Consider the following 15085-nt stretch of genomic DNA (forward strand, 5'->3'; position numbering starts at 1 on the left):
TATTTAAATTTCACTTAATTGAGAAAAATAATAGTTTAATATTAAAATTTAATGAAAAATTTTAACGCAAAAAACTTGTAATGAGTCGGTTGATTCCCTCTTCCAAAATTTCCTGTGACGTAGAAAAGCAGATTCTGACATGTCCTTCCGCCCCTTTCCCGAACCATCTTTCTGAACCCGGAACAATGGCTACTTTTCCGTGTGTCAGAGCATGCTGGGCAAACTCATCGCTGGACATCCCGTTTTCAATCTTTGGAAATAGAACAAAAGTAGCTTCAGGCAGGTTAGGCGTTACAATTTCTGAACGGTTTAATAACTTGAAAGCCAGGTCTCTGTTATTCTGTAAATGGAGTAAAAACTCTTTATACCAAGGTTTTGCCTTCTCCAGTGCTGCGCATCCGGCAATCTGAGACAAAGTAGATACTCCTTCAATGGTGGAGTTGAAGTTACATTTTTCCGTAAAATCCTCGAGAATGTCCTGATCATTACAAAGTACAGCTCCGATTCTCAAACCAGCGATCCCGAATGATTTTGAAAACCCGTATACCGTAAAACTTTTCCGTTTCGCCATCTCCGAAACGGAAGAATAGGTATAAAATTCTTTTTGGTCATAGATAATATCACTCCAGATTTCGTCACTCATTACCCAAAGATCGTGTGCGGATGCTATTTCTGCTATTTTTATCAAAACCTCTTTTGCATACACCGTTCCAAGAGGATTGTGCGGGTTGCATATGCTGATAAGCTTAGTTCTGGGATTAATCAGTGAAACCAGTTTTTCAAAATCAATTGCTCCGGTTGTCGTATCCACCGGGCACAGCATTACTTTTCCACCTGCTGTTTCTACCGACTTTTTGAAAAGAAAATCTACCGGATCCAGAATAATGGCCTCATCACCGGGATTAAGAACATAAGATGCAATAAGAAACATTCCCTGAGCAGCACTATTGACAGCCAGTACATTTTCAGGTGAAAAACTGCCATGCTTTTCCTGGTTAAAATGATCCGCAACACTTTTCTTAAATTCCGGAAGTCCGGAAAAAGGACCATAGCTGAGGTAGCCATCTTTTAGGTACTCAATGATTCCCTGTTCTATTTCTGAAGCGATTCTGAAATCCGGGTCTGCAGCGGTAAGAGGAATAATTCCGTCTTCCAGTGCGGCCCACCTTCCGTTGTAGGCTTTTCTTTTCAATGCTTCGAAGTTGATATCGTTATTGGTAAACATATTTATTTGTAGGATATGGGGATAATATTTTCTGTCTGCTGGCTTAACGGGAGGAGAAACTGGTTCAGTAATGCTCTTCCGTTGTGAATATGGGTTTCAATTTCAGGCTTTCTCTCCGTTTCATATTTACTGAAAGCCTGCTGTATATTTTTTTCTTCAACTAAATATTTCGTTAATATGAAGGCGTCTTTCAAAGCAGAAGTTACTCCCTGGCTTGTAAATGGAATTAAAGGATGTGCTGCATCCCCTATGAATACGATGTTTGTCTTGTAAAAGGGATGTAGTTTTTCCAGTTCATAAACACTCCATACATGTACATTTTGATAGTCGGATTTCATGAGGATTTCGGAAACTAAGGGATGCCAGCTTCCAAAAACTTCCAGCATATATTTTCTTAAATTGCCAGCAGAGCATTCCTGGACTGAAAATTTCTGGTTATCAAACTGCGAATACCAGAGAATGCTGTCTTCAGAAAGTTTTAGAATTCCGAAAGTAAGGCCGCCTTCTTCGTGGTGAAACTTCATGAAATCATTTTCAATAGCCTGTGCGATGTCTTTATTTTGAATGATATTCACAACTTCGCTTTCCCTTACCAGATTCATGGTTTCTTCCGCAAAAAGCTGTTTTCTGATTCTGCTCCTGGAGCCATCTGAGATAATGGCGATGTCAGCATCAATGATGGTGCCGTTGGAAAGTTTCAGCAGTCCGTTCTGCAGTTCATCAGGAATGACCGTTTCTTCGTAGGTTATCTTTTCCTGAGAAATGTTTTGCGCCAGAAGTTCTATCAATGCGTGCCTTGAAATCGCAAAAACATGGTCCAGTTCTTTTTCTGCCAGAATTTTCCCTGTGTGGGAATACTGTGTGTATTTTTTTAGAAAGTTTCCCTTTTTGTGAAGAAGATGAGAATCAATAATCTGGTAAAGATAATCCAATCCTTCTTTCGGAATGAGAAATCCGTGGCCTGCCATATCTTTCTTTTTTCTTCTTTCATAAATGTGATAGTCAATCTTATATTTTTCTAAGTAATTCGCCATGCTTAAGCCGGAAATCCCGGCTCCCACGACAGCAATTTTCTTCATTTTCGGAATAAAAGTGTTTTTCAGGTTGGTTTTTTAAGTATTTTTTTATCTCCTTAAGATCAATACAAAATTATAATTAAAAACATTCACTATTTCAAAAAACCGATTTATTTGCTTTAAGGTTTCATTAAAAATAAAATGAAAAACATTATATATTAATTGCTGTAAAAAATTATGATTGATTTATATTTGTTTTGATAAGGTCTTTTTATGTAATATCTAAATGATTATAAGTGGGTTACGAATAAAAAGAAAAAAGATATTGAAAGATGGAAAGGTTATGGGGCTTACCATATTTTGATAATCGGGAATAAAAAAACCGGAAAAAATTCCGGTTTTTTTATTAGGCTTTTTCAAGCTGAACGGTAAAATGTCTTAAGATTTCCGGTTCCCATGTTATTTTGTAGCCTTTTGCTATTTCCTGACGTCTTTCATAGACGTTTTTAATAGCGGCAGCAATATAATCCATATGGTTGTTGGTATAGGTTCTTCTTGGAATTGCAAGACGTACCAATTCCAGTTTCGGATAACGGTTTTCTCTGGTAGCAGGATCTCTGTCAGCCAGTAATGTTCCGATTTCTACAGTTCTGATTCCTGCTTCCTTATAGATTTCCAGCCCTAAAGTCTGTGCAGGATATTCTTCACGGGAAACATTCGGAAGAAAGTTTAAAGAATCAATGAATACAGCATGTCCTCCAATAGGTTTCTGAACAGGAATTCCATATTCAATAAGTTTATTTCCAAGATATTCAACCTGGGAAATTCTGCTCTCAAGGTAGGCAAATTCAGTAGCCTCATCAAGACCTACTGCCAGGGCTGCCATGTCTCTTCCGGCCATTCCTCCATAGGTAATGAATCCTTCATAGATAATGGTAAAGTTGGATGCTTTTCTGAAAACCTCTTCGTTATTTAATGCAATAAACCCTCCGATGTTGACTAAACCGTCTTTTTTGGAGCTCATTGTCATTCCGTCTCCGTAGGAGAAAATCTCCTTGCAGATGTCCTTGATGCTTCTGTTTTCCTGCCCAGCTTCTCTTTTTTTGATGAAGTAGGCATTTTCAGCAAATCTTGCAGAATCAAAGAATACAGGGATTCCATATTGATCGGAAAGCGCTTTCACGGCCTTCATATTTTCCAGAGAAACAGGCTGACCTCCTGAAGAGTTACAGGTAATGGTAATTAAGCAAAATGGAATATTTTCTTTAGAATGGCTTTTGTAAACTTCTTCCAGTTTTTCAAGGTTGATATTTCCTTTGAAAGGATGAAGGTCATTAATATCAAAAGCCTCATCAATTGTACAGTCAACAGCGTGTGCTTTTCTGAATTCTATATGACCTTTGGTAGTATCAAAATGCGAGTTTCCGGGAACTACATCACCCTCTTTTACCAATACTGAGAAAAGAACGTTTTCTGCAGCTCTTCCCTGGTGGGTGGGTAATAAGTATTTGAATCCTGTGATTCTTTCAACCGTTTTCTGTAATTGTTCAAATGAGCGGGATCCGGCGTAGCTTTCATCTCCCGTCATCAAAGCAGCCCATTGTTTATCCGACATTGCTCCGGTTCCTGAATCGGTTAAAAGGTCAATGTAAACATGTGAAGATCTTAAATTGAAAAGGTTGTAATTAGCTTCTTTAAGCCATTGTTCTCTTTCTTCTCTGGTGGACTGATAGATTTCTTCCACCATTTTAATGCGGAAAGGTTCCGCGTACGGTAAATTCATGAGTTAAGTATGTTTTAATTGTTTGTAAAGAAAATGTGCTTGAAAATAATTTTTCAAAATTCATCAATGTATAAATAAGACGGAAAAAGAGATTATTCCGGAGCCTTAAATATATTTTCATCAGAATGGAAGCCGGCTACACCGCCGCTCACTGCAAACTTCATAGCAGAAGCTGCTGTCATTCCCACTACAGGTTTGATGTTTTTTTCTTCAGTAACAATTACCCAGCCCGAGATGGCATACGAGTGGGGAAGATATACCGCAACATAATTATGCTTGTCAACGTCTGACATTTCTTTTTGGGTTAAAAAGCCAATTCTCCAGATTTCAGGATGCTCATTGGTTTTTACCCATACAGGATCGTTGAATTTTTTCTTGTCGCCTACGAAGGATGACATTACATCTTTCGTAGGAGTATAAATATGCTTTACTCCCGGAGTTTTCTCCAGCAAGCTGTCCATGGTGTCGAAAAAGAATCTTCCAACCACGAATTTATTTCCTAAATATCCTAAAATAGCAGTAAACAGAATGGTAGATACGAAAACGAGTCCCGGAATCTGCTTCGCAAGAGAGGGCACAAGATTATCAATCGCGCTTACAATATACCAGATGACAAAAATGGTAAGCCCGATAGGACCAATGATCACTAACCCCTGAAAGAAATTTTTCAGGAATAAATTGGCGATATTTTCAAAGCTTGGCTTCTTCAAGGTGTATTCTTTACTGTATTTATTTTAACCGTGTATGGTTTCTTTATTTCCGTAGGATTTTATAATGCCGGCTTCATATTCCAGCCATTCTTCCCAGCGTTTATTTACCTTTTCCGGATCTCCCAGCTGTCTTGCAAATCCTATAAAGGTTGTATAATGATTGGCTTCAGAGATCATCAGCTCTTTATAGAAAACTTTAAGCTCTTCATCTTTGATGTTTTCCGTAAGAACCTTGAATCTTTCGCAGCTTCTCGCTTCAATCATTGCCGCAAAGAGCATTTTGTCTACGATGAGGTCTTCTCTGCTTCCCTGCACAATAAATTTAGCAAGCTCATTTACATAATCATCTTTTCTTGCTCTTCCAAAAGTAAATCCTCTTTTCTTAATGATCTCATGAACCTGATTGAAGTGATCCAGCTCTTCCTGTGCAATGGCAAGAAGTTCAGTTACAATCTCAGGATGTTCCGGAAGCATCGTGATCAGGCCTATGGCATTGGTAGCTGCTTTTTGCTCACACCAGGCATGGTCTGTTAAAATTTCTCCAATGTTTCCTTCTGCAATATTTGCCCACCTGGGGTCGGTAGGAAGTTTCAACTTAAACATGTTGTAAAATTTTTGTAAATTTAAACAAATTGAGGTAAGAAATGTGACTTTATTTCAAATTGATCATTAAAGTCTTACGATGCGGTCTTTCTCCTTAAGAATTCCAGAATCTTCCAGCCGCAGGCATCTACTTTCTTCAGCCCTGCAGAAATGATGAAGGCTAATATAATATTGATCCCATAAATAATGATCATAAGAAGCCACCACGGCATATTTTCTTTCAATGGCACAACCAGAAAATACACTAGTGAAGAACTGATTCCCTGTGCGAAATAGAAGAAAATCGCATTTTTCCCGATGTGGGTAATAAAGTTCTCTTTGTTGATCTTCAGTCGGTTGTAAAGAACGAATAAGGTTGTGAGGGAGAATAATGTCCAGATGATGTAAGGAATTTTCGGCGGAAACTTATTTTTATTGATTTTATAGAAAATTTCTCCTCCATAGTACCAGAACATTCCGGCAAGAGCAGCTGCCACAATTGCATATAGTATAGGAATACCTTTGGACGGAATTTTTTTTCCACGCATTTTATTCCCTATTAAAAATACAGCAAGGTAAAATGCTACATACCCTACCTGCCCCGTTGGATAATACTCCGGGTAGCTATTAAATAATAAGGTTAAGACAAAACAAAGCCCGATGAACCCATTGATATGTTTTGGGAAAAACCTTAAGATAAGGACACCGAAGACGGTAAGTATGTAGTACACTTTGAGGTACCAGAAGCTTCCCATCACTACAGGAAAAGTGTCAGCATTGGTGTACTGATGCAGATACCAGTTTCCCAGATTCTGCCATTGAGGATAAGCTAAAATACTGGTAGTGGAATATTTGGAACCAAATGTTGAATAAAAGTTCTTAAGCCATTCCAATGAAAAGAAGGTAAGTCCAAACACTTTAAAGAAGTAATCTAAAAAGAACAGGAAGGTCACAAAAATCATATAAGTGATCTGCAGCTTCAAAAGGCGGTACAGTGTTTTTTCAATATTGGCTCCTGAGGTAATACCGCTAAGCGCATAAAACAGGGCTACATCAAAAACCAAAGAGAAAACTCTTACTTCTGCGGGAATATAAAACTGCCCGGACCAGAATGCCGTATGGATAAATATGATGGAGAGTGTAGCCAGCCCTTTGGCGAAATCAATATAGAGATCTCTGTTCATTATAAATTGCTTGAAAGTTCTTTTGTTATTTTTCCAAAAATACAAACAAATTGATTCTGTAATGCAGAAAAAGGTTTTTTAAAACAAAAGGGGCGGAACAAACTGTCCGCCTCCTTTCTTAAATATGCTAAAAATGAATGTTTCCGTTTATTTAAGATTTTTGAATTCTTCAGCCGAAATTTCTCCGGACTGAATTTTTCTCAGCTCATCAATGTATTGACTCATGTATGCGTCAATTTCAGGATTTACTTTGTTTTTCGCCATCTTATAAGTTCCGTTTAATACTCCCTGATAATAATAGAAGAAGTTATAATCGAAATTTGAAGCATTAAGGTCATACTGTCCCAAAAGGAATCCTAAACGGACAGCAGATCTTCTTTGAGCAGGCGTTCCGTGGTGATTTACACTAGTGGTCTGATAATCTCCGATACTTTGGGCAAACTCGTAAGCAGCCGCGATCTCAGAGAAGTTGGTTTTGTTATAACCGTTAGGTCTTCTCAGGTAGTATCCTGCAAAACCGTCCGCTTCAAGTTCATTAGGTCTGTACGTTGATTCTGACACAGAAGGAAGGTTGAAAATGTACTGCAGCTGATGTCCGTATTCATGGGCAAGAATCATTGCATTTACAATATCACCGCCTTTTGCTTTTGCATCGTAGTAAATAGCATAACCGTAGTAAATTCTTCCATTGCCGTAAGAGATGGCATTGTAGGTAGAATTGAAATTGGTAGGGTCATTCACAAATCGCAGAAGAGGATTGCTTCTTCCCCACATGCTTGCAATTTTAGTCATCTGCGCGTTCATAAAATTGGTGTCTGTAGAGTTTTGAAGTCCGGTCACTAAAACAGAATTATTGCTCCAGTTGTTGTCTACATAAGAGCAGATTTTTTCCAGATCACCGGGCTGATCAATTTTTGCACTAAGTGTTTCTGGCTGAGGTTGAACATTGCTGTCCATTGGGTCATCACTACATGCTGTTAATGAAAATACAGCAATGGCGCCTGCTACTAAGCAGAGATTAAAGTTTCTTTTCATATATAAATTCAATTTGGTAGAACGAAGGTAATAAATTATCTCTTAAGTGTGAGTACATTATTGTAAAAAATTATTCAAAACATAGTGAATAGGAATTAAATTAAAAAAACATTGCTTTGATTGTAAGGTGATTAGAATTTTATTTGTATATTTGCACCTCGAAATAACTAAAAATTTATAAACAATGTTTGCAATTGTAGAAATAGCAGGGCTTCAATACAAAGTTGAGCAAGACCAGAAGTTGTTTGTAAACCGTTTAAAAGGAGATAAAGGAGGAAAAGTTTCTTTCGATAAAGTTCTTCTTACTGTAAACGGTGCAATCACTGTAGGCGCCCCAGCTGTAAACGGAATCACTGTAGAAGCAGAGATCCTTGACCACGTTAAAGCTGATAAAGTAATCGTTTTCAAAAAGAAAAGAAGAAAAGGTTACAAAGTGAAAAACGGTCACAGACAATCTTTAACTCAAATCGTAATCACTGGTATTACAGGTTTTGAGGGTGGAGCTAAAAAAGCTGCTGCTAAAAAAGAAACTGTGAAAGGTGAAGTTCTTTCTGACAACGCAACTGTTAACTTTGGTGAAGATCACGAATTGAACTATCACTTAAAGAAAAACAACTTGTCTCAGTCTAAAGAGAACAGAGAAACTTTAATTACTTTAGGTAAAGCGGTTAAAGTGGAATTAGAAAAAAATATTCTTACTCATGAAGAAGTAGATGCTGCTATCATCAAGAATATTGATCAATTTAAAGCACTTAATAAATAATCCAGTAATAAAATGGCACACAAGAAAGGAGTCGGTAGTTCCAAGAACGGTAGAGAGTCTCACTCTAAAAGATTAGGTGTGAAGATTTTCGGAGGACAAGCAGCTATTGCCGGAAATATTATTGTTAGACAAAGAGGTACTCAGCACCACCCAGGTGATAACGTGGGAATCGGTAAAGATCACACTTTGTTTGCATTAGTAGATGGTAAAGTTGTTTTCAGAAAGAAAGCAAATAACAGATCTTTCGTATCTGTAGAGCCAAACGCATAATTGTAAGCGTTTTATAAAAATTAAAACCTCAGTTTTTACTGAGGTTTTTTTATTTTCAGGGTTTTAGTTATTCATTTGTTTGTGAAATATTTTATATTTGTTAACTGTCAAATTTCGAGTCAGTTGAGGGAGCCGAAAAGCATAAAGAGTAGGCCGTACTAAAACAAAATATCTATGAAAAACGTAAGAAAATTAACCCGAAAGAATTTAAAAGAAGTAACCGGAGGAGTGGCGGCAGCCTGCCCTTCTATGTTTCAGTCCTGTGATGAGTGGTGCAGATGGTCTCCATGGCAGAAATCACACTGCCTACTTTCCGAGCCGTGTACAGAATGTTTTGAATAACAGCTGCATTTCCTTAAAATAAAAATTCGGCGGCTTCAAAGAAGCCGCCGAACCTGTTTTATATCAAATAATATCTTAAAATCCTACCTGGAAACCTGCTTTAACTCCGAATTTTGAAATATCCGGCCTGTCGAGATAATTTCCTCTCCAGTTGAAATCTACTCTGAAGATCCTAAGATTTCCGATTCCTATGTTTTCAATCCCGAATCCATATTCAAAATAGATTTGCTCACTTGGTGCGGAGTATTTAAATCCTTCCACGTTAATTGCTTTGGAAGCGTCGCTTAATGTACCGTAAGCTCCTCTGATGAAGGCTACTTCTCTTAATTTCAGTTTTTTAATCAAAGGAATATAAGAAAGTATCTTACCGTTAAAATGATGTTCCAGCTGAAGCGTAGTATAAGCATCGGTAACGAACTCATAATAATTAAGCTGAGAGAATGTATTCGGAACCAAGCCATACGAAAGGTTGGCCGGAATGATATTCTGTAATGCCAGCGGAACGGTACTGAAGTTTTTTCCTGCCTCAAAATTAACGACTAATTTCCCCATGCTTCCAATCAGGAACGGCTTATTAAACATAAACTGCAGTTTGTCATAGTTGAAATCAGCATTAAATAATCCTTCAATACCTCTTGTATATCTTAAAACAATGGTAGGAGCAAGGTTTCTGGCCTGATAGCGGTCAATACCGGTTTGTGAGAATTTGGCTCCCGGTTTTGCAATTAAGCTGATGGTAACGTGAGAATCATTCACTGTTTTTCTCAGCTGCCCATCCTTGTAATACATCAGGTTGAATTTTTCAGGAATTGCAGAATGAATGCTCTGCATTACTCCGTCTACTCTGATCTGGAAGTTTTTCCAGGGTTCAATAGCAGCAAAAACACTTGTCTTGTTTACAGAACTTAAAGAAATGTTTTCTCCTCTTGCAAAAAACGTGCTGGTAGATGAAGACTGTGGAGTAACTCCGTCACCAGAGGTTAGCTGTCCACCAAGCTGAACGATATCTCTGCTGGTTCCTGCTCCGATCATAAAGCGGTTAAGCTTATTGAACATATATCTTGCCTCTACCCCATATTTGAACTGTTGATCTTTGAAACCATAAGCGGTATAAAACTGCGCTCTCCAGGTATCATTCAATCCAAAATAGGTTCTTGCCCCTAATCTTATTCTGTCACCTTCTACTTCGTTTCTTCCGTAAATTGAGAAAATAGGACCTATATCAATTCCTTTAAAGGCATTGTAATAGCGGGAGCCAAGTGTTTCAAAAAGCTTTACCATCCGGTTGAATTTCGGAGTCTGCTGAAGCTGATCAAGCATATTGTAAACTCCCTGTTCCGATTTGGAAAGACTGTCAGGTCGGGCTTTTACCCAATATGCATCATCTTTATTGGTGAATTTGTCTTCGTATTCTTCTTCGGTACGTTTAAATACTTTCGGATCAAGAGGTTTGTTAAACTGGTAATCGGAATAATCTACCGATCTTTTGGCAATGATGCTTTTAGCTCCTTTCTTTTTTGAGAATGGGCTCATTTCAAACTCAGTGACCAGTTTTTTGGGAAGAAATGTCTCATCATCAGGATTGTCATATTCCAGCTGGGTATAGACGCTGTTGACAAAATTGACATTGATTTTCTGCGTTGATTTTAGAGTAGCTCCTAAAACAGCATACGTATCAGTATCTATATAGAGGTTCCCCTGGAAGGCCAGGATGTCTTTTCTCTTAGGCTGATATCTGATCTGAAAAGCTTTTTCCCCACGAATGGTGATGGTGTCCATCAGACTGTAATCGTAAGTGCTGAATCCGTCGCTGCCAACAGGACTCTGGAATCCGATGTCAAAATAATTCAGAGTATTATCATAGATATTAATATCCCGGTATAAGTTTTTCGCTGAAACCGTAATCACCTGATTGTCCTGAAAACCGGATGTTTTTTGGGCAACTAAAGTTCTTTTGCTGTCCTTATCCGGTTTGTTTTTACCATAATTTTCATAAACGGCCTCATTCAGGAAGATAGGAAGTCCCAGTCTTCCGCTTGCTGTGGAATCAGCATAATCAAAAATGAAATCCAGTTTATTGAAAATCTTTTTCTTCATAAACGTGCTGTCTATGTTGTTAAGATCAAACTGTGTTTTTTCGTATTCTTTATAGGAATAGGTATCGAATTTTTCGAGTCCGTTATTTCTTTTACGCGCCCATACTTTCTGCATAATGGCATAAGCAGGATTTTCTTTCTTGCTCTTATATTTAGTCTTACCGCTTTGAAGAACAATTTCCTGAATGTCGCTCACTTTAGCCTGTGAAAGCTGTACAAAAATATTTTCAGCATTTTCAGGGGTAATGTCCAGCGTTTCTGCAGTATAGCTTTTTCTGGAAAATTTTAACTGGTGAATAATGCTGTCGGACTGTATAGTAAAGCTGCCTGAAGTAGTCGTCAGGGCAGGTGTTTTGTCGTTGTTGATAAAGATATCAACATTATTGAGTTCTTTGTTTGTTTTTTCGTCAACTATCCTGCCGCTTACCCGGTTTTGAGCGCATACGGAACTGGAGAGAATCAGGAAAAAAAATAAAAGATAGTGTTTTTGGGAGTTATTGTTTAACATCATTCGTTTCTTCAGGCAATTAGCATAAACAAAAAGCATGCAGTTTATTAAAAAAATAGGTGAAAAAATAAAATATTTTTATTCTATTGTATAAAACGGCAAATGTAGCGAAAATTATATACGTGTTCATTAAAATTAAATGATAAATTTTAATGCTTACTGAATAATAATCAGAGGATTAATGGCAAATGAAAAGTGTAAGCGCTGAAATGTATATTCTTATGATTTGTACATAAAAAAAGACCTACATTTCTGTAAGTCTTTTTGCTCCTCCTGCTGGGCTCGAAGCAGCGACGTTCTTACTAACAGTTAGAAGGTTTTTGTTTTTCATTATAGGTCTGTTAATCACAAGTCGTTAAAAAGCTTTATCATTATGCAGATAATATCATGAAACCTAAAAAAATAATCAACTATATAAGGTTCTTAATGTGAAAGAGCAGTATATAATCATTGAAATACAAGAACATGTTAGAGAAGTTTTTGAAAATTACTCCAGTACCAAATATTCTTTCTATTTTATGATGAGTAAATGTTGTTGTTTTCTGTACCAATCAAAGTTGGTTTTTGGAATTATGGTAAAGGGTAAGATATTCTCAGGGTATTTTACCTAAGTTTAAGTTAGCTATTGTGTAATACGAGTGGCTTAAAATAAAATGAGTGGCTTTACCTGTTTCATGGTAGAACCAATCATTTATTAGTTGATGATATTGAGTGTAAATTACTGTTTTGTAAAAATCAAATCTTTGGTTTCAGGGAGATAAATGTTAATATCTGTTCCAGGAGGACATTTGCTATCATCAAGAATTATATCATTAGGTCGGTATTCCCACGAGATTTGCGAAGACCTTATTTTTTTTGCTTTTATACTTCCCCATCCAACACCACAGTTAGTTCCTCCGTAATAGAATAGCATTGTATCCCCGCTACCCTCAGCCCATTGACTATAAATTGTATGTCTCAACTGATTTGGTTGTATGGTCATATTTTGAGTATTTTGTATAATGCTTCCTGCTGAATTCTTAACAATATACTTTATGGACAAAATATCTTTATAATATTTGTGTTGATTCTCATCAAAAAGCTTATGGATTTCTTCTGTTATATAAAGTGTAATTGTATTATTGTTATAATTTCCCTGCCAAACACCTATAAAAGAATCTAGTTCATTGTTAGTATCTTTTAAATAAGAGTAATTTGGTATTTCCGTGTAATCAGTTTTTAATGGGTATTCTTGTGCATGACAAGATGTAACATAAAAAAATGCAAATATTAATAGTAATTTGTTCATAATTTTTTTCTTTATTTAATTGCAAGGAGTTGCTGTAATTGTTCCGTTATTGTCTATAGTTATTGTTTTTATAGTACCATCACTTTCAATTCTTTGTAGTTTCATTTTTTCATCAAGTCCTATATCTGTTAATATTTTGAAAAAATTCTTCATATCCTTCAGGCGTAGAAGGTCTGAATAAAGTATTTCTCATCGTCATCAAATCTGAGTAGTAGGTAAAGTTTGTTTGAGGAAAAGTTACTGATGCATCACTATAATAACCATTGAAAGTAGCAACATAATGCATTCACTGTGAAGCAACCATTCCTACACAAGTATTACTTGCATTTACAGGAGTGGAAATTGGTTGTGCTCTTGCAAAACCTAAAAGTTGGTTTCCTATTTTGGAATTACTGTACAGGAAATGTTTTTAAGCTATTTTCAGGGTGTTTTTACCTAAGTTTAAGTTAGCTGTTGTGTAATACGAGTGGCTTAAAATAAAATGAGTAGCTTTACCTGTTTCATGGTAGAACCAATCATTTTTTAGTTGAAGATAATGAGTGTAATTATTGTTTGGTAAAAATTAAATCTTTTGTTTCAGGAAGGTAAATGTTAATATCTGTTCCTTGTGGGCATTTACTATCATCAAGAATAATATCATTAGGACGATATTCCCAAGAAATTTGTGTGGAATTAATTTTTGTCAAATAAATGTTCCCCCAACCTACACGGCAATTAGTACCACTGTAAATAAACACTACCGAATTTTGCGATTTCATTTTAGTACTATAAATATAAATTTTAGGTAGAGTATTATTCTTCGTATCTTGTAAAGTAGCTCCAGCCAAGTTTTTAACTACATATTGTACTACCAAAGCATCTCTATAAAATTGTTGATTGTTCCTTTTTACTAATTTATTTTCTTCTTTAGTGATATACAATGTTATTTCTTTCTCTTGAAAATTTGCTTTATAAGTTCCAAGGTATGGTGCTAGTTCATTATTTAAATCTTTTACATATGCATTTTGAGGGATATCTAATATTCCAGTATTTAATGGCAATGTTTGTGCTTTACAACACATAGTAGATGCAATAAAGCTAAATAGTATAATATTTTTGAAATTTATCATTTTGAAATTTTTATTTAATTTAAGAACATGGTGTTGCATTCGGAGTATTATTACTGTCCAAATTTATATTTTGTATTCCATTAGTATCAATTCTTTGTAGATTAACTTTTCCTTCCAACCCCATATTCTTTAATGTTTCAAAAAAAAGTTTTTCCACCCCTAAATTATTAATTGTCCCGTCACTATTCATGTAAGTCATTCCATTTTTTGCTTTATCTGTTAAATCGTTTTCAGTCTTAACATAATCAAGAATATAATCATCTATTTGTTCTTGTGAATAACTTTTTATAGCATACTGATAAATTCCATTAAACCAAATAATATAATGCATACCACTTAGGGCAACCATTCACACATAAGCATTATTTACATTTGGAAGTTGGTTGTGCTCTTGCAAAACCTAAAATTTGGTTTCCTACTTTGGAATTACTGCACAGGAAAAGTTTTTAAGCTATTTTTCAGGGTGTTTTACCTAAGTTTAAGTTAGCTGTTGTATAATACGAGTGGCTTAAAATAAAATGAGTGACTTTACCTGTTTAATGTTAGAACCAATCATTTATTAGTTGATGATATTGAGTGTAATTATTGTTTGGTAAAAATTAAATCTTTTGTTTCAGGAAGGTAAATGTTAATATCTGTTCCTTGTGGGCATTTACTATCATCAAGAATAATATCATTAGGTCGGTATTCCCATGAAAGCTGTGTAGAATTTATTTTTTTTAATTCAATGCCTCCCCAGCCTACTTTACAATTTGTTCCTCCATAATTAAACCATACAACGTTTTTACTTGGGTAAGTTCCACGACTATAAATTGAATGTAAAAGTTGATTAGGCTGAAAAGTCATATTTTGAGTATCTTGAAGAATGTTTCCTACAGAATTTTTAACAATATATCTTATAGATAATACATCTTGATAAATCTTTAATGACTTAATATATTTCATAGTTTCTTTGCTTATGAATAATTTAATTTCATTTCCTTGAAAGTTAGCTTTGTATTCTCCCATATAAGGATTTAATTCATTGTTTAAATCTTTTATATATGAACCTTGGGGTATTTCTTCAAAATTGGTATTAAGAGGATAAGTCTGTTGTGCTTTGCACGAAATAGAAATGATTAATAGAATTACGAGTGTTATATTTTTCATATTATTTTATTTTTTTTATTAGTTA

At 35.7% G+C, this 15085-nt stretch carries 15 protein-coding genes; 3 read left to right on the top strand and 12 right to left on the bottom strand.

Annotated elements, in window-relative coordinates; translation table 11 throughout:
- Nucleotides 1-61: 61 nt before the first annotated feature.
- The 7 genes from BLW74_RS18280 to BLW74_RS18310 form a co-directional block, all read right to left on the bottom strand.
- Nucleotides 62-1225, bottom strand: a complete 1164-nt coding sequence (locus BLW74_RS18280; RefSeq protein WP_089694780.1) for a pyridoxal phosphate-dependent aminotransferase — start codon at nucleotides 1223-1225, stop codon at nucleotides 62-64.
- Between the two features lie 2 nt (nucleotides 1226-1227).
- Nucleotides 1228-2304 (bottom strand): FAD-dependent monooxygenase, encoded by a 1077-nt coding sequence (locus BLW74_RS18285; protein ID WP_089694782.1) that lies wholly within the window; start codon nucleotides 2302-2304, stop codon nucleotides 1228-1230.
- 343 nt (nucleotides 2305-2647) lie between these two features.
- Nucleotides 2648-4024 carry a tryptophanase TnaA gene (locus tag BLW74_RS18290; RefSeq protein WP_089694784.1) on the bottom strand — a complete coding sequence of 459 codons (1377 nt, stop codon included), beginning with the start codon at nucleotides 4022-4024 and terminating at the stop codon, nucleotides 2648-2650.
- 92 nt (nucleotides 4025-4116) lie between these two features.
- Complete coding sequence (locus BLW74_RS18295) at nucleotides 4117-4734, bottom strand: DUF502 domain-containing protein (RefSeq protein ID WP_089694786.1); 618 nt, start codon at nucleotides 4732-4734, stop codon at nucleotides 4117-4119.
- A 24-nt stretch (nucleotides 4735-4758) separates the two neighbouring features.
- Nucleotides 4759-5337, bottom strand: coding sequence for a MiaE family protein (gene miaE, locus BLW74_RS18300; protein ID WP_089694787.1), 579 nt, complete (start codon nucleotides 5335-5337; stop codon nucleotides 4759-4761).
- 74 nt (nucleotides 5338-5411) lie between these two features.
- Nucleotides 5412-6500 (bottom strand): acyltransferase family protein, encoded by a 1089-nt coding sequence (locus BLW74_RS18305; protein ID WP_089694789.1) that lies wholly within the window; start codon nucleotides 6498-6500, stop codon nucleotides 5412-5414.
- Nucleotides 6501-6647: 147 nt separating this feature from the next.
- Nucleotides 6648-7535: a neutral zinc metallopeptidase gene (locus tag BLW74_RS18310; RefSeq protein WP_089694792.1), complete on the bottom strand. Its 888-nt coding sequence runs from the start codon at nucleotides 7533-7535 to the stop codon at nucleotides 6648-6650.
- 184 nt (nucleotides 7536-7719) lie between these two features.
- On the opposite strand from BLW74_RS18310, the gene rplU reads away from it, so the two are divergent.
- The 3 genes from rplU (at nucleotide 7720) to BLW74_RS22560 (ending at nucleotide 8910) form a co-directional block, all read left to right on the top strand.
- Nucleotides 7720-8298, top strand: coding sequence for a 50S ribosomal protein L21 (rplU, locus tag BLW74_RS18315; protein WP_076597840.1), 579 nt, complete (start codon nucleotides 7720-7722; stop codon nucleotides 8296-8298).
- Between the two features lie 12 nt (nucleotides 8299-8310).
- Nucleotides 8311-8568, top strand: a complete 258-nt coding sequence (gene rpmA, locus BLW74_RS18320; protein ID WP_027372929.1) for a 50S ribosomal protein L27 — start codon at nucleotides 8311-8313, stop codon at nucleotides 8566-8568.
- Nucleotides 8569-8742: 174 nt separating this feature from the next.
- The gene (locus tag BLW74_RS22560; RefSeq protein WP_167358472.1) at nucleotides 8743-8910 is read left to right on the top strand and encodes a bacteriocin-like protein; all 168 of its coding nucleotides are present in this window, start codon (nucleotides 8743-8745) and stop codon (nucleotides 8908-8910) included.
- 75 nt (nucleotides 8911-8985) lie between these two features.
- On the opposite strand, the gene BLW74_RS18325 is transcribed toward BLW74_RS22560, so the two are convergent.
- The 5 genes from BLW74_RS18325 to BLW74_RS18345 form a co-directional block, all read right to left on the bottom strand.
- Nucleotides 8986-11517: a DUF5686 family protein gene (locus BLW74_RS18325; RefSeq protein WP_227413331.1), complete on the bottom strand. Its 2532-nt coding sequence runs from the start codon at nucleotides 11515-11517 to the stop codon at nucleotides 8986-8988.
- Between the two features lie 715 nt (nucleotides 11518-12232).
- Nucleotides 12233-12802 carry a DUF6705 family protein gene (locus tag BLW74_RS18330; protein ID WP_089694795.1) on the bottom strand — a complete coding sequence of 190 codons (570 nt, stop codon included), beginning with the start codon at nucleotides 12800-12802 and terminating at the stop codon, nucleotides 12233-12235.
- Between the two features lie 545 nt (nucleotides 12803-13347).
- Nucleotides 13348-13911: a DUF6705 family protein gene (locus BLW74_RS18335; protein WP_139265769.1), complete on the bottom strand. Its 564-nt coding sequence runs from the start codon at nucleotides 13909-13911 to the stop codon at nucleotides 13348-13350.
- 19 nt (nucleotides 13912-13930) lie between these two features.
- Entirely contained in the window at nucleotides 13931-14260 is a 330-nt protein-coding gene (locus BLW74_RS18340; protein ID WP_089694799.1) for a hypothetical protein, read from the bottom strand.
- Between the two features lie 233 nt (nucleotides 14261-14493).
- Nucleotides 14494-15060 (bottom strand): DUF6705 family protein, encoded by a 567-nt coding sequence (locus BLW74_RS18345; RefSeq protein ID WP_089694801.1) that lies wholly within the window; start codon nucleotides 15058-15060, stop codon nucleotides 14494-14496.
- Nucleotides 15061-15085: the final 25 nt, after the last annotated feature.

The organism is Chryseobacterium culicis (assembly GCF_900108365.1).
GTDB lineage: Bacteria > Bacteroidota > Bacteroidia > Flavobacteriales > Weeksellaceae > Chryseobacterium > Chryseobacterium culicis.

Excerpts from the sequence above, each read along its gene's own strand:
- BLW74_RS18280 (WP_089694780.1), bottom strand. The coding sequence starts at position 1,225 with ATGTTTACCAATAACGATATCAACTTCGAAGCATTGAAAAGAAAAGCC.
- BLW74_RS18285 (WP_089694782.1), bottom strand. The coding sequence starts at position 2,304 with ATGAAGAAAATTGCTGTCGTGGGAGCCGGGATTTCCGGCTTAAGCATG.
- BLW74_RS18290 (WP_089694784.1), bottom strand. The coding sequence starts at position 4,024 with ATGAATTTACCGTACGCGGAACCTTTCCGCATTAAAATGGTGGAAGAA.
- miaE (WP_089694787.1), bottom strand. The coding sequence starts at position 5,337 with ATGTTTAAGTTGAAACTTCCTACCGACCCCAGGTGGGCAAATATTGCA.
- BLW74_RS18305 (WP_089694789.1), bottom strand. The coding sequence starts at position 6,500 with ATGAACAGAGATCTCTATATTGATTTCGCCAAAGGGCTGGCTACACTC.
- BLW74_RS18310 (WP_089694792.1), bottom strand. The coding sequence starts at position 7,535 with ATGAAAAGAAACTTTAATCTCTGCTTAGTAGCAGGCGCCATTGCTGTA.
- rplU (WP_076597840.1), top strand. The coding sequence starts at position 7,720 with ATGTTTGCAATTGTAGAAATAGCAGGGCTTCAATACAAAGTTGAGCAA.
- rpmA (WP_027372929.1), top strand. The coding sequence starts at position 8,311 with ATGGCACACAAGAAAGGAGTCGGTAGTTCCAAGAACGGTAGAGAGTCT.
- BLW74_RS22560 (WP_167358472.1), top strand. The coding sequence starts at position 8,743 with ATGAAAAACGTAAGAAAATTAACCCGAAAGAATTTAAAAGAAGTAACC.
- BLW74_RS18325 (WP_227413331.1), bottom strand. The coding sequence starts at position 11,517 with ATGATGTTAAACAATAACTCCCAAAAACACTATCTTTTATTTTTTTTC.
- BLW74_RS18330 (WP_089694795.1), bottom strand. The coding sequence starts at position 12,802 with ATGAACAAATTACTATTAATATTTGCATTTTTTTATGTTACATCTTGT.
- BLW74_RS18335 (WP_139265769.1), bottom strand. The coding sequence starts at position 13,911 with ATGATAAATTTCAAAAATATTATACTATTTAGCTTTATTGCATCTACT.
- BLW74_RS18340 (WP_089694799.1), bottom strand. The coding sequence starts at position 14,260 with ATGGTTGCCCTAAGTGGTATGCATTATATTATTTGGTTTAATGGAATT.
- BLW74_RS18345 (WP_089694801.1), bottom strand. The coding sequence starts at position 15,060 with ATGAAAAATATAACACTCGTAATTCTATTAATCATTTCTATTTCGTGC.